This is a genomic window from Brevibacillus sp. HD3.3A (genome assembly GCF_013284375.2).
In the GTDB taxonomy this organism is placed as follows: domain Bacteria; phylum Bacillota; class Bacilli; order Brevibacillales; family Brevibacillaceae; genus Brevibacillus; species Brevibacillus parabrevis.
On the sequence record NZ_CP085874.1, the window covers coordinates 1,134,088 to 1,154,594 of the forward strand.

The 20,507-nt window shown below is 48.9% G+C and carries 15 protein-coding genes; 13 read left to right on the forward strand and 2 right to left on the reverse strand.

What is annotated here, in order from left to right; all coding sequences use genetic code 11:
• The first annotated feature begins 4 nt into the window (after positions 1-4).
• From HP435_RS05805 to HP435_RS05855, 11 genes are all read left to right on the forward strand, one after another.
• Positions 5-5,497 carry an RHS repeat domain-containing protein gene (locus HP435_RS05805; protein ID WP_229049835.1) on the forward strand — a complete coding sequence of 1,831 codons (5,493 nt, stop codon included), beginning with the start codon at positions 5-7 and terminating at the stop codon, positions 5,495-5,497.
• 12 nt (positions 5,498-5,509) lie between these two features.
• A complete protein-coding gene (locus HP435_RS05810; protein WP_173600219.1) occupies positions 5,510-5,947 on the forward strand; it encodes a hypothetical protein in 438 nt (145 codons plus the stop codon).
• Positions 5,948-6,178: 231 nt separating this feature from the next.
• Positions 6,179-6,322 carry a hypothetical protein gene (locus HP435_RS05815; RefSeq protein WP_229049836.1) on the forward strand — a complete coding sequence of 48 codons (144 nt, stop codon included), beginning with the start codon at positions 6,179-6,181 and terminating at the stop codon, positions 6,320-6,322.
• Positions 6,323-6,361: 39 nt separating this feature from the next.
• Positions 6,362-7,485 (forward strand): IS3 family transposase gene (locus tag HP435_RS05820; RefSeq protein ID WP_229049837.1). Its coding sequence is split into 2 segments (ribosomal slippage): positions 6,362-6,611 and positions 6,611-7,485, totalling 1,125 coding nucleotides; the frame shifts between segments, so codons are not numbered across the junction.
• A gap of 597 nt (positions 7,486-8,082) precedes the next feature.
• Positions 8,083-8,490, forward strand: a complete 408-nt coding sequence (locus HP435_RS05825; protein ID WP_173600014.1) for a hypothetical protein — start codon at positions 8,083-8,085, stop codon at positions 8,488-8,490.
• Between the two features lie 359 nt (positions 8,491-8,849).
• Positions 8,850-9,389 (forward strand): RNA 2'-phosphotransferase, encoded by a 540-nt coding sequence (locus HP435_RS05830; RefSeq protein WP_173600013.1) that lies wholly within the window; start codon positions 8,850-8,852, stop codon positions 9,387-9,389.
• Positions 9,390-9,849: 460 nt separating this feature from the next.
• Positions 9,850-10,305, forward strand: a complete 456-nt coding sequence (locus HP435_RS05835; protein ID WP_173600012.1) for a GNAT family N-acetyltransferase — start codon at positions 9,850-9,852, stop codon at positions 10,303-10,305.
• Positions 10,306-10,602: 297 nt separating this feature from the next.
• The gene (locus HP435_RS05840; protein ID WP_122962729.1) at positions 10,603-11,022 is read left to right on the forward strand and encodes a hypothetical protein; all 420 of its coding nucleotides are present in this window, start codon (positions 10,603-10,605) and stop codon (positions 11,020-11,022) included.
• A 14-nt stretch (positions 11,023-11,036) separates the two neighbouring features.
• Positions 11,037-16,007: a DUF4132 domain-containing protein gene (locus tag HP435_RS05845; protein WP_173600011.1), complete on the forward strand. Its 4,971-nt coding sequence runs from the start codon at positions 11,037-11,039 to the stop codon at positions 16,005-16,007.
• Between the two features lie 542 nt (positions 16,008-16,549).
• The gene (locus HP435_RS05850; protein WP_229049937.1) at positions 16,550-17,134 is read left to right on the forward strand and encodes a matrixin family metalloprotease; all 585 of its coding nucleotides are present in this window, start codon (positions 16,550-16,552) and stop codon (positions 17,132-17,134) included.
• A gap of 17 nt (positions 17,135-17,151) precedes the next feature.
• A complete protein-coding gene (locus HP435_RS05855) occupies positions 17,152-17,736 on the forward strand; it encodes a hypothetical protein (RefSeq protein ID WP_122962732.1) in 585 nt (194 codons plus the stop codon).
• Between the two features lie 67 nt (positions 17,737-17,803).
• On the opposite strand, the gene HP435_RS05860 is transcribed toward HP435_RS05855, so the two are convergent.
• Positions 17,804-18,571, reverse strand: coding sequence for a sulfite exporter TauE/SafE family protein (locus HP435_RS05860; RefSeq protein WP_122962733.1), 768 nt, complete (start codon positions 18,569-18,571; stop codon positions 17,804-17,806).
• Between the two features lie 172 nt (positions 18,572-18,743).
• On the opposite strand from HP435_RS05860, the gene HP435_RS05865 reads away from it, so the two are divergent.
• Positions 18,744-19,208: an alpha-amylase family protein gene (locus HP435_RS05865; RefSeq protein WP_122962734.1), complete on the forward strand. Its 465-nt coding sequence runs from the start codon at positions 18,744-18,746 to the stop codon at positions 19,206-19,208.
• 103 nt (positions 19,209-19,311) lie between these two features.
• Here the strand turns inward: HP435_RS05865 and HP435_RS05870 are convergent, their stop codons facing one another.
• Positions 19,312-19,749 carry a Dps family protein gene (locus tag HP435_RS05870; RefSeq protein WP_122962735.1) on the reverse strand — a complete coding sequence of 146 codons (438 nt, stop codon included), beginning with the start codon at positions 19,747-19,749 and terminating at the stop codon, positions 19,312-19,314.
• A gap of 115 nt (positions 19,750-19,864) precedes the next feature.
• Here HP435_RS05870 and HP435_RS05875 point away from each other — a divergent pair, with 115 nt between their 5' ends.
• The gene (locus HP435_RS05875) at positions 19,865-20,488 is read left to right on the forward strand and encodes a molybdenum cofactor guanylyltransferase (protein ID WP_217365841.1); all 624 of its coding nucleotides are present in this window, start codon (positions 19,865-19,867) and stop codon (positions 20,486-20,488) included.
• Positions 20,489-20,507: the final 19 nt, after the last annotated feature.

Consider the following 20,507-nt stretch of genomic DNA (forward strand, 5'->3'; position numbering starts at 1 on the left):
TATGATGCGACATAATCGTTGGATCAAAAAGATAGCAAGCGTCGTGCTGACCAGTTCGCTGCTCATGCCGAACATCGCTGTTGCCGAGGCGAATCTTTTGCCGAAGCAGGCAGCTTCCCGCGCTGCGGATGAAAGCGCCACGACGAAGAACTGGCTTTCCGCTTATCAGGCAGCTTTGCAGGCCGGAGCGGGAGCAAAGGAAAAGCAGCCGGATGAGCAGCCGACCTACACAAAGGCAGAGGTCATGAAGTTGGAGTGGGGGCCGCTTTCAGCCGAAAGTGTCTGGCAGTTGTACCAGACTGGTGACAGAAAATTGTTGCAACTTGCGGCGTATGTGTACCCGCAGCTCGACCAGTTTTTGTCGCATAACGAACAGGTCGACAAGTATCAATGGCTGGACGAGGCGTTCCGGAAGAAGATGGACGGCCTAACCGCAGCCGAGAAAAAGCAGTTGGCTGCGTATGCGCCACAGGTTGTCGCTTTGCACGAAAAAGGCAAGGAGGTGGCTGCGGCGAAAAAAGCGCTCTCGCCAGCAGGCAAGGCGCAAGCGACTGAAAGCGCAGCGCCTGCCACACAAACCGCGTCTGCACTGGCAAGCATCCCCGATGCCATGTTCGAAACGGAAGGCTTGACCTACAAATACCAGCGCACCAATACGGACAATCCGGTGGATGAGCTGTACCGGGCGGCAAACGTGCAGGAAGTGGATGTGCAACTGGAAGGCAAGCACGGCATGGACTTGACGGTCGAGCGCCGCTACTCGTCGCTGGATGCGATGACGGAAAGGATTTACTTTTCCACATCAGGCAAAAACAAAACAGCTCCGCTGCAAGGAAACAACGATGGTTTGCCGGAAGGCTGGAGCTTTAATTTTCCGCAGTTTCAGGAAGTGTCCAAAGAAAACGCGAAGTGCACGTTCCGGTCGGATGATTCCAAATATACATGCGGTGCGGTCAGTGAGGGAAAGCGCTACATTTTTACGTTGGAAGACGGGACGATTCTTGAGTCTTCTTCCATTAAAGGGGAATGGGTGAATACGCCGTACAAGCCAAATGCCGGCATGTTATCCTACCGCCAGCCTTCCGGGGAGTTTGGCGAGAAGCATATTGTGACGCTGTCCGTGGATGGCAACACGTATGAATTTGGCGAAGATGAAAACTATCGCGGTGATGTCATGTACCGGATTTTCCTGGTCAAAAAGACGAATGCCTACGGAGATACAATCCGCTACCGCATTCCTGAGGACTACCAGGATTCGATTCGAATCACAGACAGCGTCGGCCGCCTGATCGTTATGGAACGAGGCGGTGGTGTCGTTCTCAAAGTTTACCAGGATGCCAGCGAGACAAAGCTGCTGAAACATCTCGAATACGATTCGGATTACGCTACCAACAAAGATCGGGTTGTCGAGCATAGCGTCACAGGGGGAGAGAGCAAGGTCATTGCCGAGTACAGCTATCTCGATCCGAAAACATACGGGAAAGCCGAGTTCGATCTGCATGCCGGATATAGCTTCCCTGCGCCGAATGGCGTGATTGACTTCAACGACGGCGGCCTGGAATCTACCGCGTATACGAATCTCGACAAGGAGAGAAGAAACACCGTCGAATACAAGCTGCTCAAGCAAGTCAACTATCCGGTCGAAGGCTTGTCCATGACCTATACGTACAGCTTGTACCAGCCGGATGCTCCAGGGTTCCTCGACCAGGGCGTGACGCGGATTTATCACGACAAGGAAGCGCTGACGTACACCAGCTATTTGCCTGTCACAGCGGTCAACTTCCGTTTTGCGAAAACGCCGCATCCCGATCAGCCTGGCACAGAATGGTATTCGTATACGAAGTATTATCCGCACATTACAAAAGAAATCTGGAAGTCGCCCAAAGCGCAATCGGTTCGGTTTGCCAAGCAGTCGCTTGCGAGAGACGGGGCATTGGTCGTGTCCAGAACGTTGCAGGACGGGCTGCCAAGTGAAGACAAAAGCTTCACCCCTAACCAGGATCGCAATTTTGTGCTGCAATCGGTAAAAAACTACGTGGGCAGCGGAGCAGATAACGAGACGATTCAAGGAGAGCTTGCCCTGACAGAAGACGGCAAAACGTACCGCTACGCGCCAGCGAGCTACACCAGCTATTTGTACAAGGGACGGGATACAAAACCGGCTTATGTGTACAGCTTCATGGGCCGCCCTGCTTCCATGACTGCGGATGCGGACATCTACGCGTTTCTGCTCGCTCCCAATCCCGATCGGCTGGACAAAGTCCAGGCAAGGCTTGGCCGCTACGCGTTAAGCAGCGAATACAGCTACAACTCGCACGGGGAAGTGACCAGAGAGGTCGATCCGAAAGGCAACGTGACGTTGCGGGAGTACGTCCAGCCGATTTGGCAATCCGGGCTGCGGGTGCCAGCGAGCATAAAGAAAACGGCTGCGGACAACCCGAGTCATTTTCACGAGGAAACGTATACGTATACCGATAAAGGACTTTTGGCAACGGAAAAAATCGTCGACTCTTACCCGGACGGGGCGGGAGCCAAGGTGGTGCAAACAGACCGCACCTACACATACAACGACAAAAAACAGCTCACCTCTGTCACGGAAGCGAGCACAGGACCAGATGCGAAAACCGTGACGCAAAAAATCACTGCCTACGAGCCGATGGGCCTGTACCCTGCGGATATGAGCCTGGAGGTGGAAGTGGCGACGGGGCAGAAGCAAAGCCTGTACCACGTCTTTGTTTATGACGGACTCGGCCGCCTGACCGCTCGTGCTTATCCGGACAACACTGTTGTTCAGTACGAGTACGACTTGCTCGGCCGCCGAACAAAAGAAAGCGTGACCAGCAAGCAACAGACGAGGACGACGACGTATGCCTACGACGACTCTGCGCGCAAGGTGACGATGACGTTGCCAGACAGCACGAAGCTGGTGACGCAGTTCACGCCTTACGGGGAAGTGGAGTACAAGGCGCAGTTGGGCACGGACGGCACTGTGCGCCCGCTGCTTTACAACACCTATTCGCTGGACGGCAACCATCTTTTGTCAAGCGCTCCGTACGCTGACAACAATCGGGCGACTACGTACGTCTATAATGCTGACGGCAGCGTCTGGCAGAAAAAAGACCCGGTCGGCACCACCGTGTACTTGACCGCCAACACGGTCAACGACGGAACCAGCTATGCGCCGGCGCTCACCCGCCTGACCTTGGCGCCAAACGGCTTGCAAGCTGTGCAGTACCACGACCGCTACGGGCAACTGGAAAAAGAAGTCCAGCGGGCTGGGGATGGCGTGCAAAGCATGACGACCAAGCTCGTCCGCAACGCTTTTGACCAGGTAACGAAAAAGACGGAAACAGACCAGACAGGCAAAAGCCGCACATGGGAGTATCGCTACACCAATGACGGCAACATCACCAACCTGCTCGATCCCGAACAAAACCGCTACCAGTACGAGTACGATGCCCTCGGCAATCTGGTGACTGTGACGGAAAATCAGGTACTGACGACAAGAAATCATTACAATGCCCTGTCGTGGAAGCTGAGCGAGCAGGACGTGCCATCTGGCGCGACCGAATCTTATTATTTTAATCAGAATGGTACGCTGAACACATTTACCGACAAGACAGGAAATCGCCACTCTTATCGATATACGCCGTTTAACGAGTTGGCAAGCCTGATGACCCGCAACGCTTCCGGTACCGTGACCAATTTGGAAACCAAAGACTACGTTCCGAATACGTCACTGGTCCAGAAAGAAACAAACAGCAATGGGGCGGACATCACCCCGACGGCCAGCAACTACCGCGAGATCACGTACAGCTACGATGCCTTCCAGCGCTTGAAAAGCCAGACCGTTTTTGGACGCACCTACCAAATGGGCTACACGGATCGCGACGATCTCATGGATTCGTTGACGTACCCGGATGGCACAGCAATCGCTTATCGATATGATCATGCCGGTTGTCTCATCGAGGCCAACAGCGGACTGACGGGAAAAATCGAGTACGCTTATGTCGTGGACAATACCGGAGAGCAAATCAAGGCGGCATATCCGAATGGTCGCAGCAACAAGCGCAAAATCGATTCTTTCGGGCAAGTTCAAACCGTTGTGCACGAGAAAAATCAAGCAGCGGTCTGGAATGAAGCGAGCCAGTATTCTTTTGGCAACGTGGTGTCCATCCAGCGCAACGGCACCACTCTTCAGTACGAATACGACAAAATCGACCGCTTGACCAAGGAAGTTGCTCCCGGCACGACGAATCAATACTCATACGACGGCCGCGGCAACCGCTCCGCTTTTGCAGGCACTTTGCCAACCGAATCCGGCAGCTTCACCTACACCTTCGATGAGCGCAACCGCCTGCGCGGCGTCTTGAACGAAACGACAGGCGAGACGTCTGCCTACACGTATTACAGCGACGGCCTGCGCGCCACGAAAACGGAGAATGGTGCGCAAACCAAGTACGTCTACCTGAGCGGCAAAGTCATCGAAGAACTGGACGCAACCAACGCGCTCAAGGCGCGCAACGTCTGGGGCAACGAACTGCTATTCCGCCAGGACGCTGCGGCTGGCAAAAAGGGCTACTACCACTACAACAGCCACGGAGATGTCGTGGCAATCTCGGACGCAACTGGCCAGGAGCTGAACACGTACACATACGACACGTGGGGAAATCTCACCGCCAAAACGGAGGCGATGTCCAATCCGTATCAGTACAGCGGCGAGATGTACGAGGAGAAGACCGGGTTCTACTATTTGCGGGCGCGGTATTACGATCCGAAGGTAGGACGGTTTGTTTCGGAGGATACGTATAAGGGGCAAGTGGAGAATCCGTTGTCGCTGAATCGGTATACGTATGTTTCAAATAACCCTCTTCGATATATTGATCCGTCTGGGCATAAACAACTCGAATTTGCAGATGGTGCATCAGAACGGGTTAATTCCGCTGGTTTAAATTTTGAAGATGCAGCTTTGTACTGGGCGAAAAAGACGGTAGAATGGGCAGACGCTACAGGTGCGGTTCCTTATGATGTCGTAGAGGAAGTTGTACCAGCGGAATATGTTGAGGAAGTAAAAACGATAGTAGGTTGGGTTGGGGCTGCAAAATGGGGCCGTGAATCCGGAGATATGCCAGGGCTAGGAACGGGAGTTGCTGGGGCAGGTGCGGCTGCTGCGACTATCAAAAATACTGGTAAAACTGCTGCTAACAAGGCAACTCAAGCAACAAAGAACACTACTACCTTGTGGGATATTAAGACTACAGCCGATAAAAAGATATCTTATAGATTTGGTGGACAAAACGTCGATGCGTACCGAGACTCAAAAACTGGTTACTGGTGGGCTAAAGACACAACGGGACATGGAAACTCTGCTTATAAAGTATTTAAAGAAGCGAAGGGAGGAAAAGAGCTACATTGGATAGCTGATGCTGATGAATATGGTAACTTTATTTTAGACAAACATAAAAGCTCCACCGGAACCATAATAAAGATTAAATGATTGGAGGAAACTATGTCATTATCTAAAGCGGAAGCTGAAAGATTATTTAATTTAGGGTTTAAAAGACCGGAATTTACCGATGAAGTTTATCCGCAGGATATTTTTGATTATCAAAATTCGACTTGGATAGTCGGAGGGCGCTTATTACCATCGGGTACCCCATTATGTGACGAGAAGATTTACAAAGAAGGAACCTGGATACCCTCTCTTGCAGACTTGATTAGTTGGTTGGAGGAGAGTGATTGCACATTTACTATGTCGTATGGTGGTCTAGGTTACAAGATTGAAGTGACCGATGGTAATAAAAAGAAGTACAAAGGAAAAGGTGGAACTTTAGAGTTCGCTCTTCTCAAGGTGATTTTGCAAGTACTAGAACAGTATGGAGGGAGTCCAGTTGCCAAAAATTATCAAGTAATTGAGGCTGAATTTATAGAAAAGAAAGATCTTTAAAGATAGTAAGTTTTTACCCCAAGCGAGTAACCAACAACTCGTTTGGGGCTTCTTTTTGTTTAGCGACAGGCGGCACAAGAAAAATTATTGAGGCCACTTTAACTCATCAAAGAAAGGTCGTACAATAAAACCAATAACTTACAAACTTGACGAATTGAGAAAGCTTGTTCCACCGAATAGGGGGGAGTGAGCTTTTTTTCATCTCTTAAAACGAAAGGGGAAGGAAAGACAATGGCAAAACGTGGACAGATAGTAGAGGAACAAGCAGTAGAGGAAACGGCGCGTTCGATTGCTCAGGCGCAGGCGGTGTATGAAAAACTGATGAACGAAATTTGGATCGGCTACACTGAATTGGACAATTCTCTTAGGGTCTAGTAGATTGAAATCAAATCGACATGGAACGGAGAGAATGTCATGGGGAAACGTGAGCGTCGGTCATTTACAGATCAATTCAAACAGCAGATGATTCAGCTTTATGAAAATGGCAAACCACGTGCAGATATTTTGAGAGAATATGATCTGAGTGCATCTGCGTTTGACCGTTGGGTCAAACAGAGTAGAACCACAGGTTGCTTCAAAGAAAAGGACAACCGAACAGAGGAACAAAATGAACTCATGGCGTTGCGTAAGGAAAATCAACGGTTGAAGATGGAGAACGATATTTTAAAGCAAGCAGCGCTGATCTTCGGACGAAAATAACAGTGATCCGGCACAATGCACATAAATACCCCGTGTCTGCCATGTGCACCATCCTCAAGGTGAATCGGAGTACCTACTATTATGAAAGTAGCCAGCAGCCATCTATCGATGATGAGGTGGAGCAAGCAATCATCCATATTTTTGATGAGAATCAGCGCGTGTATGGAACCAGAAAGATCAAGGCAACCCTACAAAAAGAAGGATGGATCGTTTCCAGACGGCGGATTGGACGCTTGATGAAAAAGAATGGTCTTGTATCGGTGTATACGGTTTCCCAGTATAAACCGCATAAGTCACCGTGTAACGATTCACCAATCCAGAATGAACTGAACCGCAAGTTTACAAAAGATGAACCACTCGAGGCGGTTGTGAGTGATTTGACGTATGTCCGAGTCGCAAACAAATGGCACTACATCTGTCTGCTCGTGGACTTATTCAATCGGGAGATTATTGGGTATAGTTGTGGAACCAGTAAAGATGCTGCGCTCGTCTACCAAGCTTTTGCAAGCGTAAAAGGAGACCTACGTCAAATTCAGCTCTTTCACACGGATCGAGGCAGTGAGTTTACCAATCGTACGATTGGTGACGTCATCCGTACATTCAACATCAAGCGCTCATTAAGCATGAAAGGCTGCCCCTATGACAATGCAGTCGCAGAAGCAACTTTTAAGCTGATTAAAACGGAGTTTGTCAAGAATCGAAGATTTGGGTCACTCGCACAGTTGAAGCAGGAACTAGGGGCATACGTGAAATGGTTTAACGAAACAAGAATTCACTCGACATTGGGGTATTTGAGTCCACTCGTTTACAAACAGAAAGCACTTAAGAAATCTGTCTAGTTTGGTGTTGACAGTCCAACGTCATCTCAAAAACGGAGGGGATGTCCACCCCGTATCAGTACAGCGGTGAGGCGTATCCGTTTATCATATCAAGTCAAAAATTGGGCGACGGAGGATATATTAGACGGGACACTTCCGATTTTGAAGGAGGCTTGTCTTATGTATGTGTAGAGTATGCGAAGAAGATGTGGGGATTCGAAGCACAGTGATAGGTTTAGCAAGCGTAAATAAATGAAAGCTTTAGAAACTCTAGACGAATAGGCTGCTGCTCGCTTGGGACCAACTTTCAAAGGCTTATTCCCACTGGAACGATGAGGTGGAATGAGCCTTCTTTGCATCCCAAATATCAAAGGAAGAATAGGTAATTTGTTAAACAAGTACAAGCAACAGCGAAACGTTGGGTTAGCGATTTTGTATCGGCCAACCGTTCCCCTTCAATATATTACTCAGCAATAGTTGATTAGTTTGGGGGAATGGAAAATTTTCCAAGAAAGAATTGCTTTCGAAAAATAGGTTACATGCCAAGCTATATTTAAAGATAGAGAAATAGTGGCATTGTATCTAAAATTAGGATAATTATCAGGATTGGAGGAAAACATGAATGTTGTAAATCCTCACTTCTTGGATGTTTTTTTAAGACCATTAATAGGTTTGGCTGATGACGACGAGGCGATAGCACATTATAAAGAAGTAGAGCTACAAACAGAGGAACAATATAAAGCAGTAATCAGAGAAACACTTGTTGAGCAGTTTAATAATCTTGAGGAAGTGGAAAAGAGAAAATCAAAACTAGCACTTAGCTACTACTTAACAAAACCAGGAATAGATTTTGAAAGTGTATTTGAATCACTGCTTCCACCATTTGACCTTCCGCCTAATGCACGAGATTTCTTTTTATGGCTTTGGGAAGAATTGTTTATTGGTGAAAGTTATGAGTTAGCTGATGCAGAATCATACAAGGTTGTCGCAGATATGTATGAGCCACTCCGCTCTACAAAAAACTAATCTATACTAAAAATTTTGGATGTTAGGAATAGTTGGCGACCATCTAGTGCCTGGCCCTAAACGAGTAATGAATAGCTCGGATGGGGCTTTTTTTACACTGATTCTATGAAATGAAGTGGCAATATGTTAGGGCTACCTTCGCTTCGGCATTGAGCGACCATGTCAGCTAAGCGAATTGAATACTGTGACTTGCAGCATGCAAAATTTGATAACCGAATGATTTGATCAAAAGGATTTTAGCTGACTCCAAAAGTATCTTACTCATGAAGAAGTACGTACTGTCCGATACGAATAAATAATGAATGATGGCTATTGGACTGTTTGATCACCAAAATTACTCCCCAAAAAGGAGGCCCCACATGGACCTGGACAAACTCAGCAAAGAACTCTCATACGCCCTCAGGCACGCCCCGCACGAATATGAGCTGGAACTGGATGAGAACGGCTGGGTAGACGTGCAGCAGCTATTGGAAGCATTGAGGGAAGCAAAGCGGTGGAGGGAAGTTAAGGAAGAGCATTTGTTTCAAATGATCGAAGCCTCCGAGAAAAAGCGCCATGAAATATCGGGCGGAAAAATCCGGGCCTTGTACGGTCACTCCGTACCGCAGAAAATCTCGAAGGAGAAAAAACAACCGCCGGAAGTGCTGTACCACGGGACGGCGACACGGTTTGTAAGTTCCATCATGGAAAGCGGCCTCTTGCCAAAAGGCAGGCAATACGTACATTTGTCAGAGGATACAGAAACTGCGCTGCAAGTCGGGAAAAGAAGAGATGAAAAGCCTGTCTTGCTGAAAATTCACGCGAAAAAGGCATGGGAAGAGGGAACTGCCTTTTATTTTGGCAATGAAAAAGTATGGCTGGCGGACGAGATTAGCGCAAAATATATCACGATTTGCTAGGATGCTCCTTCCGATGCGCGAAAAATCTATCCAGAAGTTCCGACACGAAAAGCTTATTCCCACTCAAGCAACGAAGGGAATAAGCTTTTTGCATGCTCATAATCAATAGCGAAAAGGGACAAGCGACCATGCCAGCAAGCCCTCAAGCAAGGCGAAAAAGAACGGAGCTTCATTACCAGCAAGCAGTCTAAAAGGCAGAGGATAACTGCCGAGACATGTTCCTGCTGCCAAACCAATGTAATGTGTGGCATTTTTTCTATTCATACGTCTTCTAGAATAGTTCGATTTAGCTTCCGGAACACCAGCCAACAAGGCCCTTTTCAGCCAACAAGGAGCTATCATGCCAAAAAAATGCGAGGTTGATTAGCAGCACGAACGGGACGGAATGATGAGTGGAACTTCCATTTCGCAAGTGAAAGTAAATAAAAATAGAAGACAGAGCAAGGAGAGAAACAAACTCATGCATATCCAGCGACTGCAAGCAGATCAGCTGTACCTGTCCCAAATCGTGCGTTTATGGAATGACAACGCCCAAGAAACAGCAGATTGCTCGCTGAGCGAAGAAGAGATGGAGGCAATCGGGCAGCAGCTGGCTGATTACGTACAGTCTCCGTATGGAATGGTACACATCGCTGTTGACGACGAGCAAAAACTGGTTGACTACGGCCTTGCTTCCCTCAAAAAAGACATGCTCACAGAGGACTATATAGGCCAAGTAGATGAGCTTTACGTCGTCCCAGCTTACCGAAAGCAAAAAGCGGGACAAGCCATTTTTCATAGCCTGAAAAGCTGGCTGGAAAACCAAAACGTTGTGGCGATCCAGGTGTTTGTCGACGTGGATAACGCATCGGCGCAAGCATTTTGGGAGCGCACAGGATTCAGCAAGGAATTTTATGTGATGTCGGAAGAGGAGTAAAAATGAAGGAACGAAACTCGCATAGCAGCATCGTAAAAAGGGACTTCCCCAGCAGAATTTGCAAAAGCTGGGGAAGTCCCTTTTTATTTTGGCAGCAAGCTTTCCCAAAGTGCCTAATGTGAGGTGCTTTCTGTTCCCTCTAGGTCGATCGTTCCAATCCCGCCATTTCCCTATAGTTCGAACTAACGATTCTTGCTGGAAAGCACTCTATCAATTTGGAAAATCAAACCACAATTTAGTAGAATAGCTGTATAGAACATATGTATCCATAATTGGACCGAAAGGAGAACACCGCGTATGCGTCTGGCTGTCACAGTCAAAAGCATTGGCAAGCGCAAAAATGCCCTTAGCCGCATCCCGGTCGAGTTGCTGCCATCTCCCCGGACATTGCGGGAGCTGATTGCCGGATTGGTAGAGTGGAATATTCGGGGGCTGCTCGAAAAACAGCAGCAGGTAGCGCTTGTTCCTTACTTGACCGCCGAAGAAGTACAGGAGCAGGCGGAGATTGGCAAAGTGGGCTTTGGCGCTGTCTACAATGACGGGGTTCCAGATGTGCAGCAAGCTGTCGACACAGCGATTCTCGCTTTTGAAGACGGCTTGTATCGCGTGTTTGTTTGCGAGCGGGAAATCGAGGCATTGGATGAGCCGCTTGCTTTAAAAGAGGACGATGAGATCGTGCTGATCCGGTTCACGATGTTGGCTGGGAGATTATGGTGAGAGGGGAGCACCCAATGAGTCATGAAGAAAAAGAGCAAGCATACGAAGAATTGATCCAGGCTCGAATCCAGGCAATTGCGAAAGAAGATCGGGATTTCGCCCATTTGCTTGTCGAGCTGAGCAAACAGAGATACATCGATGAAGACAACATGAACGAGTGCAGAAGTTTTCTGCTGGAGCGGGCAGCGGGGGAGGAGAGCCGTCTGTTCGAGCCGCTCGTCCAAATCGTGGGACAGTTGCTGGAAAGCGAGCAGGCTGAGGTGTTGCGCCATATTGTAGTGCATGCCTCGGAATATCCGTTCGCCCAAGGCTATGCGCGCCGGCCGTTCCGTACAGCTAAGGCAGCGCCGAAAATGGGACTCATCGTTCAAAAGGCAATCGCGCTGATGGTCATGGACAGGGAGCAGTTCAAAATGTCGGATTATTTGACCACGACAGACTACTCTCCGGCGAGAAACTACCAGATTCGCCATGTTATTGGCGACGTGATCGGCTTCGAGCTGGACCGGGGCAACCAGCAAGTGCGCGAGGCACTCAAAGAGATCATTTACGGGGAAAACCAGACAGCGCTGCTCACTCACGAAATGATCAAAGGGATTGTCATGAGTCACCAGGAAGACATGTACCAAATGCTCGGGGAGCTGTTAAAAGCGGCTCGTCTGCAAGAAGGGCTGCGGCAGAGCATCGTCGAACGGATGGACGAGGGTACGCTTGCGGCAAATTTGTACATGCTCAAGCTGATCATCGACGAAGGCTACATACGTTACAGTTCCGTAGTCCGGGCACTGGGCGTCTGGACGGGCATGTCTCTGGAAGCGGCCAATCAACGGGTGGCCGGACAGCTGATCGAGCAGGCGTACCGCGCTTTGACAGAAGCAGATGTGCGCGAGCAGTGGCTGGCGAGCAGCCATGCCAACGAGGTTTACATTGCGCTCTGGGCGACAGCCGTCCATGAGGAAAAAGACTTGTACGAGCAGATTGAGCGGTTGATGCGCGAGGGACAGCGTCACCAGAAGATCGTTGCGCTGTACGTGCTGGCGAACAGCCAAAACCGCGAACTGCGTCTGCGATTGGCTCGCGAGCAGCTTCATGAGACTGATCCCGAGCTGCAATACTGGGTACTGATGAATTACTGCTACCAATACTACCCGCTCTGGCGCAAGCCTGGAACAGAAGCGGACGGCCCGACGATTACGTTTGAGCAGGTAGAGGCGCTGAAGGACAAAAACGAGCGGCAGCGTGATTTTTCACTCTTGCTCGCGATGTTTGACGTAATGGAAAAAGAATACTCGGCTCCGTCCAAAGCTCTCGATTTTGTCCATATCCAGTACACGTCCGATTTGCCTGTGCAGAAAATGCTGTACATAGCGGCATACGATATGGACAGCGACTGGATTGCCCAGCTCATCTCGCGCAAAGACAAGATGAGTCCTGACCAGCGCGGCGCCATGCTGTCCCATTTTATGAGCGACAAGGAGCGCCCGGCGCTGCGATCATTTATTTTTGAGAGCCTGACGGACAAAAGCATGAAAAACCGCGAGCACGCGCTGGAACAAGCCAAAGAAATGAGCCTCGCGGACGAGGAACTGCTTCCGATGGAGGAACTGTTGAAGCTCAAGACGGGTTCGCTTCGTCAAAGCACGATTGGGCTGTTGCTCAGCCAGCCGGAAGAGATTTTGAAGTCTTCCCTGACCAGACTGCTTTCGGCCAAAAATGAGTTGCAGCGACTGGGCGGACTGGAAGTTTTGACAGAAGTGAAAAGCGATGCTTCGCGCCAGGAGCAGTTTGAACGATTGCAACCGTTGGCAGAGCTGATCGCTGAGCCGACGGCAAAAGAAAAAGCCGTTCTGGACAAGCTGGTGCAAACAAGCAGTGCAGGACGAGCGGAGGGCTTCGGGTTGTATGATCCTGAGCAGACAGAGCCGTGGTTGCTGGAAGAAAAGGACACGAGCACGTTTTCTTTTGAAAAAGACGCCTTCACGTTGTCCCTGAATGAAATCAAAGCTTTTCTGCAAGGGCTGGACGAACTCGTGCACAAGCATCGCGATGTGGAGTACGTGTCCGAATACTATTCCGGCTACAAAGACACGCTTTTGATCGGCACGAATTTGCGCGAGCTGTATCCGCATCGTTGGCACCAAACCGGGGAAGAACAAGGCTCGCGTCTGGAGTGCTACCCGCTCGCCGAAGAGTGGCGGGCCTATCTGCTGGAGAGCAAGCTGTCGGCTCATGAGCTGATGCAGCTTCATTACTATACGATACTGGAGCCGTTGGATCGGACGCTGGACGGCTTGTACAGCTATTTTTCCGACGAGATGGAGTACAGCGAATTGCAGAAGCACAAGCTCCTGGAAGGTTGGCGCAAGGAGTTTGTCGAGGAAGCTTATCCGCTTGCGAAAATGCTGGAGATTCAGGAAGCGTTCAAGGCGTTGACTTACAACAACCAGGTCAGGCAGTTGATTCAGGCTTTTTATCATGACAGCGACAAGCAGGAAACGTTCCGTTTGACCGATTCGGCTGTCCACAAGCTGATTGCAAACATGCGTCCATACGAGTCCAAAAACTCCACGGGAGTATTTGAGTTGCTGGCGCAGCCATGGCTGAACATGACCCGGACTCGCGTGTACGATGATGCGTCGTTCAAAGAGTTTTACCATACCGTATTCGCCTATGATCGGGTGGTTCGCGACAAAAATGGCATGTCCTCTTACAATCTGGAAGAACGGCTGCGCGCTTTTGAAGCAGGGATGATTGGCGAAGCCGAGCTGTACAAGGCGCTGCTCGGCAGTGGCGACAGCAGCAGCTACCTGTGGACGATGACTTCCGGCAGGATCGATTCGCTGCAGGAGCGGCCGAAGGTGAAAGCTGTCCTCGATACAGTCGTGGATCGGATCGTCAGCATCGAGCTTGGTCGAGGAGACTTGGCTACAGAGGTGAGCTCTTTTGTGACAAGGCTGCAGCGATTCGAGGGCATGGACTACTGGGTGCGGCTTTTGGCCGGGCTTGACCAGGATGCTTTTGTCCGCGGTTACGTCTACAGCTACAATGGCAATTTGACGAAAAAGGAATCGTTCAGCCATCTGCTGAAAAACTGCCACCCGCGCACAGGCGAAGATGCTGCCCTGCTCGGCAAGCTATTGAAAGAGCACAAAGGCATTACGGAAAAGCGCCTGCTCGAAGCCGCCATGTATGCGCCGCAGTGGATTGATATCGTAGCCGCGCACTTGGGCTGGGAAGGGTTGCGCAGCGCGGCCTGGTACTTCCACGCCCACATCAATGAAAGCTTTTCGGCGGAAAAGGAGACGGTGGTTGCCCACTACTCCCCGATTACGCCGCAGGAGTTCAACGATGGCGCTTTTGATATCAACTGGTTCCGTGAGGCGTATGACACGCTCGGGGAAAAATGTTTCAAACTGCTGTATGAGTGTGCCAAATACATTTCCGCAGGGGCCAATCACAGACGCTCGCAGTTGTTTGCCGATGCTACTTTGGGCAAGCTGGAGCTTGCAAAAATGCGGGATTCAGCGGCAGACAAGCGCAACAAAGATCATCTGCTCAGCTACAGCCTGATCCCGTTGCGTGATGAGCGCGAGCAAGATTTGCGTCAGCGTTATGATTTCATTCAACAATTTTTGTTGCAAAGCAAAAAGTTCGGTGCGCAAAGACGGGCGAGCGAAGGAGTGGCAGGGCAAATCGCGTTGGACAACCTGGCGCGCAATGCCGGATACAGGGACGTTATTCGTCTGAAATGGGACATGGAGGCACGCAAGCTCGACGAAATGCAGGCGTATTTCGAGCCATATGCACTCGATGAAGAAACGACTGTCCAGCTCGTAGTGGATGAGGAAGGGCAAGCAGAGATCAAATCCATTCGCAAAGGCAAAGAGCTGAAATCGGTTCCTGCCAAGTTCAACAAAACCGAGCATGTGCTTCTGCTGAAAGAAATGAAGTCCGAGCTGACGGAACAGTATCGCAGGGCGCGCCAGGAGCTGGAGCGTTCCATGGTGTCGGGCAACACCTTTACCGGCAAAGAATTGGCGAAGCTCTACGGCAATCCGGTTATTCGTCCGCTGCTGAGCACATTGGTGTTCAAGTGCGGGGATCATCTCGGCTACTACGAAGGGGAAATCGAGTCGCTCCGCGATCCGTCCGGCAAGCTTGTCGGCCTGACAGACGAAGAGGAACTGCTGATCGCCCATCCGGTGCATCTTTTTGAAAGCGGGCTATGGAGCTTGTTCCAGCGCGATTTGTTCGAGCGCCAGCTTCGCCAGCCGTTCAAGCAAGTATTCCGGGAGCTGTATGTACCGAATGCGGACGAGCTTGCTCATGTGACGCATTCCCGCCGCTATGCGGGCTATCAGGTGCAGCCCAAGAAGACGGTTGCGTTGCTTAAGAGCAGACAGTGGACGGTCAGCTATGAGGAAGGGCTGCAAAAAGTGTTTTACGCGGAAAATCTGATTGCCAGCCTCCAGGCGCTGGCGGACTGGTTCTCGCCAGCGGATACGGAAGCGCCTACGCTGGAACATATTCAATTCCTCGACCGGAAAACGTACAAAAATGTCGGGCTGGATCAAATTCCGCCTGTTCTGTTCTCGGAAGTGATGCGTGACGTCGATCTGGTTGTCAGCGTTGCTCATGTCGGCGGCGTCGATCCAGAGGCCAGCCTGACGACGATCGAGCTTCGCCGTGTCATCGTAGCCGAATCGCTGCGCCTGTTGAAGCTCGGCAACGTGCGGCTGGAAGGCAACTACGCCCGCATAGACGGAAGCCTTGGCGAATTTGCTGTCCACTTGGGCAGCGGCATGGCGTACAAGCAGGCGGCAGGAGCGCTGCACATCGTTCCGGTTCATTCCCAGCACAGAGGACGCCTCTTCCTGCCATTCCTGGACGAAGATCCAAAGACAGCGGAGATTTTGTCCAAAGTCGTCATGCTTGCGGAAGACAGCAAGATCAAAGACCCGCAAATTTTGATGCAGTTGCGTTAGTTAACAATCTTTATAGCAATTCAGCGCATGCAGAGAGCCCCAAGAGCAGCATACTTGGGGCTCTTTTGTTGTAAAAGGATTGAAAGTGCGTGAGCTTATTACAAATTAAGAGAATATTTCTCGAAAAAATTACCTAGTTAGTAAGTCTTAGATAATTAGTGTTGAACGAGGGTTTCGTAAAAGGCCGCTTGTTTTGTATTTAATATATATAAAATAGTAATCTGAAGCTTTTAATACAAGGATATCTAATCGAATGACCACTGCTTGGGTGAAGATAACAGTTATGTATTACTCGATTGTTTAGTTCACAAAAACGTAACAAATGTTACCGTTTTGTGAAGAAATAAACATTTTTCATCCTTTAATGTAAAAATAAGGTATTTTGTTGGTTTCTGATTTATATGCTTATTCATTTAGTGATAGAGAGGAGTGAAAAGGTTACATGCTTGAACACTGGAAGGCAGTGTAGTGCATTTTTTAACTAGGGAAATATCATTTCAAACTTTGTGGGTAGTTATGGAGGTAGAAAATCAGTGAAGAAAATGAAACTGTTATCATTATTACTTCTAGCAACTATATCTTTGTTATCAACAAGTGCTGCAGCCCATGATGATCGTTGCAACGATTCTAGTTGCCACGTGTGGCGAGGTGGATTTAATACTGGGGATAAGGTCAGCGATTTGAAGTATTGGTTGGACTCCTCGGTTTCTAGTAACAACTATACTTCTATTTTAGATTTTGGAGCCTCGTCATGGAATGATATATCAGCAAATGTTTCACTTTCCAAAGTATCAAAAAAAGATGATTCACAGGTCAGGGCATATGTTTCTTATTATTCTCAATTTTGGGATGGACAGTGGGAGCCTTATTATACTGATTCAAAAGGAAAATTAAGTTTTGATAGCAATAACTTCGAAGATTGGAGCGTAGGAAACATTAGACTTAATTTGCAACAAATAGGAACAAGTTCTTCTAGTTTTAAAAAGAAAGTTGCTGTGCATGAATTTGGTCATTCTTTAAGTTTGGCACATAACAATGATGATGTATCAGTCATGAAACCAGGAGACCTTTCTTTTAATGTGCCTCAAAAAGCAGATAAAACCCATTTGAAAAATAGGTGGAAGTAATTTGGAGGGAAATAAACATGTTTGGAAAAATTGTAATGGCTTTAACAGCTTCGCTTGTAGCTGGATATGTCTACCTAGACAATCAGGTAGAAGTAAGAAACTCCCATGCATCCGTTACAGTGTATGAGAGTGTGAAGGATTTGGAAGAAGATGCTGACCTGATTATCATTGGGGAAGCAACTAATAAGACAGAAAACTATATAAGGTATCACGAAGATGGGGAAATTGATGATTATTCGACGAAAAGAATGGTGAAAGTCGAAAAAATATTTAAGAACCAATTGGATGAGAAAATTGCTGTCGGTGATGAGGTCGAAGTTTGGGAACCTAGTATCATCGTGAAAGATGATGTCATTGGAAAACAGCAGCGGACGATTGAAGGCTATCGGCTTATGCAAAATAAAAAGAAATATGTTTTATTTCTAAAGAAAAATACTTACTTTAATAACTTGGCTCCCTTAGGGGTTATTCAAGGTAAGTTTCCTCTCGATGAAGCAAGAAAAAGTTTACACTCTGTATACAAAGACGAATTTCAACATTATAACTTCCCTGAGTTTGACAAGTTGCAGAAAGAAGTTTCAAGTAAGTACAACATTGAATAACACAAGAAAAAGCTGTTGAAGTTGTTCAACAGCTTTTTCCTATTTACTAAAAGTACAACTACAAATTTCACAAAATTTTAATCCCACTAATAATAATCACAATAGAAATAACCCATCGCAAAAACACAGTCGGCACCTTGCAGGAGAGCCTGCTGCCGATGATTACTCCGGGGATGGAGCCAAGCAACAGCTGCATTACAATGAACAGATCAACCGTACCAAAGCTCATGTGGGCTAGACCTGCTGCACTGGTCAGGAAAAAAGCGTGGGCGATATCCGTGCCGACGACTTCTTTTCCGGAAAAGGCGAAAAAATGCATCAGGGCGATGGCGAACAGCGATCCGCTGCCGATGGAGGTCAGGCCGACAAGAAAGCCGAGGAGTGCGCCGACGGCAATCAAGACGAGACGTTTTTGGGCGAGAGGTTTTTGCTGCCACGTATTGAGCTGCGGCTGGCGGCGGTTCAGCAAGCTTTTGAGCAGCATGGCGATCGGTATGAGAATCAAGGCAAAGCCCAGTATCTTTTTAAAAATCTGATCGGCGGAAGTGACGTACAAATGAATCCAGTTCATCACATGGACAGCTGCGATAGCGCTGGGGATGCTGCCCAACGCGAGGTACAGCACGATGGAAAAATGGACGGTTTTTTGTCGCCAATGCTGCCATGTGCCAAAGATTTTTGTGATGGCGTTGTACACCAGGTCTGTGCCTACGGCGACGGTCGGCTGGATGCCTAAAAAAATCAGGATAGGGGTCAAAAGGGCAGCTCCGCCAACTCCGGTGAGCCCGACAAGAAAGCCCACCAACAGACCGACAATCGTCAGATGAAAGTCCATCCCGTGCATCCTTTCCTTGTCGCTTCTTAAATTCAACATCTATCTCTAAGATAAGCAAAAGCCCAGTATTGGTGAGCCTAAATTCTCATTTTCAAGGGGAGCGAATTATATTATCATTGGTTATACATTCCACAAAATTCTACTTTTTACGAAAAGGGGAATACATAACGCAATGTTTAATGAACGGAAAGCGTTGCAGATGACACTACAGGCCATGCTGGAGCAAAGGATGGTTCTGCGCCGTCAATACGTAGATCAGGACAAGCAACTGGGAGCAGACATCAAACAGCTTCTCAACCGGATTCGGGAAATGGACATGGAAGCCGGGATTGAAGCGGTTGAAGCATCTGAGGAAGTAGCGGTGGCTGCAGAGGAACTTCCAGCTGACATGGTGAAGCGCATCAAAGTAAGGAAGACGCACATTCGTCACAATTATCAGGAAGTGGCGGACTATATTGAGAACATTTTGCGGGAAAACATGTCGCCGATGTCACTTGTTGACCTTTGTTTGATTCTGAAGGAAAGACACGATGTTGAATTTGCCAGCCCTTACATCGGTGTACAGAAGTCATTGAAGTACCTGCCCCAGGTAAAGGTGGAAAAGGACGGAAGAAAGCTGATTTTTTCATTGGCCTAATACATTTTTGCGTACACAGCAAAAAGGCGACGTGCTAGCACGATCGCCTTTTTCTGTGAAAAACGTCTCAACGTTTTTCATGGAGTGAGAGTATTTGTATCGTTTACTGGAGGAATGCTTTGAGCATCCAGATATGTTTTTCCAGGCCGCTGCGGATGGACAACAGCATGTCTTCTGTTGCTTCGTCGCCTGCTTGCTCGGCAGCTTCCATCGCCAGTTTCAGTTCGTCTGTGAGAACCGAGAAGTCACGGGTGATGATTTCCACCATTTGCTCGGCGGTTTCATTGCCTTCCGCTTCCGCGATGCTCGCTGTGTTCAAACATGCAGCAAGGGTGCCTACAGGTTTGCCGCCAATCGAGAGAACGCGCTCTGCCAAAGCATCAATATGTCCGGCAGCTTCGGTGTACAGCTCTTCAAATTTCGCATGCAAGGTGAAGAAGTGAGGCCCTTTTACATTCCAGTGGAAGTTGTGCAGTTTTGTATACAGGACAGTCCAGTTCGCAACTTGTTTATTCAAAACGTTGAACAGTGTGTTTTCCATAGTGATGATCTCTCCTCTTTTTTAAATTAATTCCTTGTTTATAATTATTATAAACTAATACTCGTTATTGTCAAGCTTTTCAGCCTGAAATCTTCGGGAAAGCAGGGAAAAAATCATGCAGCCAAGCATACACGCCGTCATTTTGGCGGGGGGGAAAAGCAGCAGGATGGGCGTGCCCAAAGAACAACTGCCATGGCGAGAGGGAACATTTCTGACCGAGCTGGTCAAAGAAGTAGCAGCGGCAGGCATGCCTTGCCTGATTGTTTCCAATGAACCGGAGCGTATCCCGGCAGAGGTGGCGGGACGTCTTGGCGTGCGGGTCACCCCTGATCTGGTGCCGTCCGCAGGGCCAGTGAGCGGGTTGGTGACGGCGCTGCGGCTGTGTACGGAAGAGGTACTGCTTGTACTGTCCTGCGACCTGCCGTTTATGGATCGTGAGCAGATTGCGCGACTGGTTGCTTGCGCAGACGATCAGGAAGCGGGCTGGGAAGCCGTCATTCCGTATGCGCAGGACAGGCTGCATCCGCTCTGCGCCTTGTATCGAAAAAGCACGCAGCCTGTCTGGGAACAAGCGCTTGAGCAGGGAGAGCTGCGGCTGATGAAGACGATTCAGAAGCTGGCGGTTTTACAGGTGCCGGATGGTTGGCTCGATCCGTGGGCGCTGTTCAATGCGAACACGCCGGAAGAGTACGACATCGCCTGCCGCGAGGAAAAGCGCAGAACAACAGGACAGCAGTAGGCGCAGCTTTGCTTTGTGC

What these genes read in the sequence shown, in the direction of transcription:
- HP435_RS05805 (WP_229049835.1), top strand. Translation starts at nt 5, where the DNA reads ATGCGACATAATCGTTGGATCAAAAAGATAGCAAGCGTCGTGCTGACC.
- HP435_RS05810 (WP_173600219.1), top strand. Translation starts at nt 5,510, where the DNA reads ATGTCATTATCTAAAGCGGAAGCTGAAAGATTATTTAATTTAGGGTTT.
- HP435_RS05815 (WP_229049836.1), top strand. Translation starts at nt 6,179, where the DNA reads ATGGCAAAACGTGGACAGATAGTAGAGGAACAAGCAGTAGAGGAAACG.
- HP435_RS05825 (WP_173600014.1), top strand. Translation starts at nt 8,083, where the DNA reads ATGAATGTTGTAAATCCTCACTTCTTGGATGTTTTTTTAAGACCATTA.
- HP435_RS05830 (WP_173600013.1), top strand. Translation starts at nt 8,850, where the DNA reads ATGGACCTGGACAAACTCAGCAAAGAACTCTCATACGCCCTCAGGCAC.
- HP435_RS05835 (WP_173600012.1), top strand. Translation starts at nt 9,850, where the DNA reads ATGCATATCCAGCGACTGCAAGCAGATCAGCTGTACCTGTCCCAAATC.
- HP435_RS05840 (WP_122962729.1), top strand. Translation starts at nt 10,603, where the DNA reads ATGCGTCTGGCTGTCACAGTCAAAAGCATTGGCAAGCGCAAAAATGCC.
- HP435_RS05845 (WP_173600011.1), top strand. Translation starts at nt 11,037, where the DNA reads ATGAGTCATGAAGAAAAAGAGCAAGCATACGAAGAATTGATCCAGGCT.
- HP435_RS05850 (WP_229049937.1), top strand. Translation starts at nt 16,550, where the DNA reads ATGAAACTGTTATCATTATTACTTCTAGCAACTATATCTTTGTTATCA.
- HP435_RS05855 (WP_122962732.1), top strand. Translation starts at nt 17,152, where the DNA reads ATGTTTGGAAAAATTGTAATGGCTTTAACAGCTTCGCTTGTAGCTGGA.
- HP435_RS05860 (WP_122962733.1), bottom strand. Translation starts at nt 18,571, where the DNA reads ATGGACTTTCATCTGACGATTGTCGGTCTGTTGGTGGGCTTTCTTGTC.
- HP435_RS05865 (WP_122962734.1), top strand. Translation starts at nt 18,744, where the DNA reads ATGTTTAATGAACGGAAAGCGTTGCAGATGACACTACAGGCCATGCTG.
- HP435_RS05870 (WP_122962735.1), bottom strand. Translation starts at nt 19,749, where the DNA reads ATGGAAAACACACTGTTCAACGTTTTGAATAAACAAGTTGCGAACTGG.
- HP435_RS05875 (WP_217365841.1), top strand. Translation starts at nt 19,865, where the DNA reads ATGCAGCCAAGCATACACGCCGTCATTTTGGCGGGGGGGAAAAGCAGC.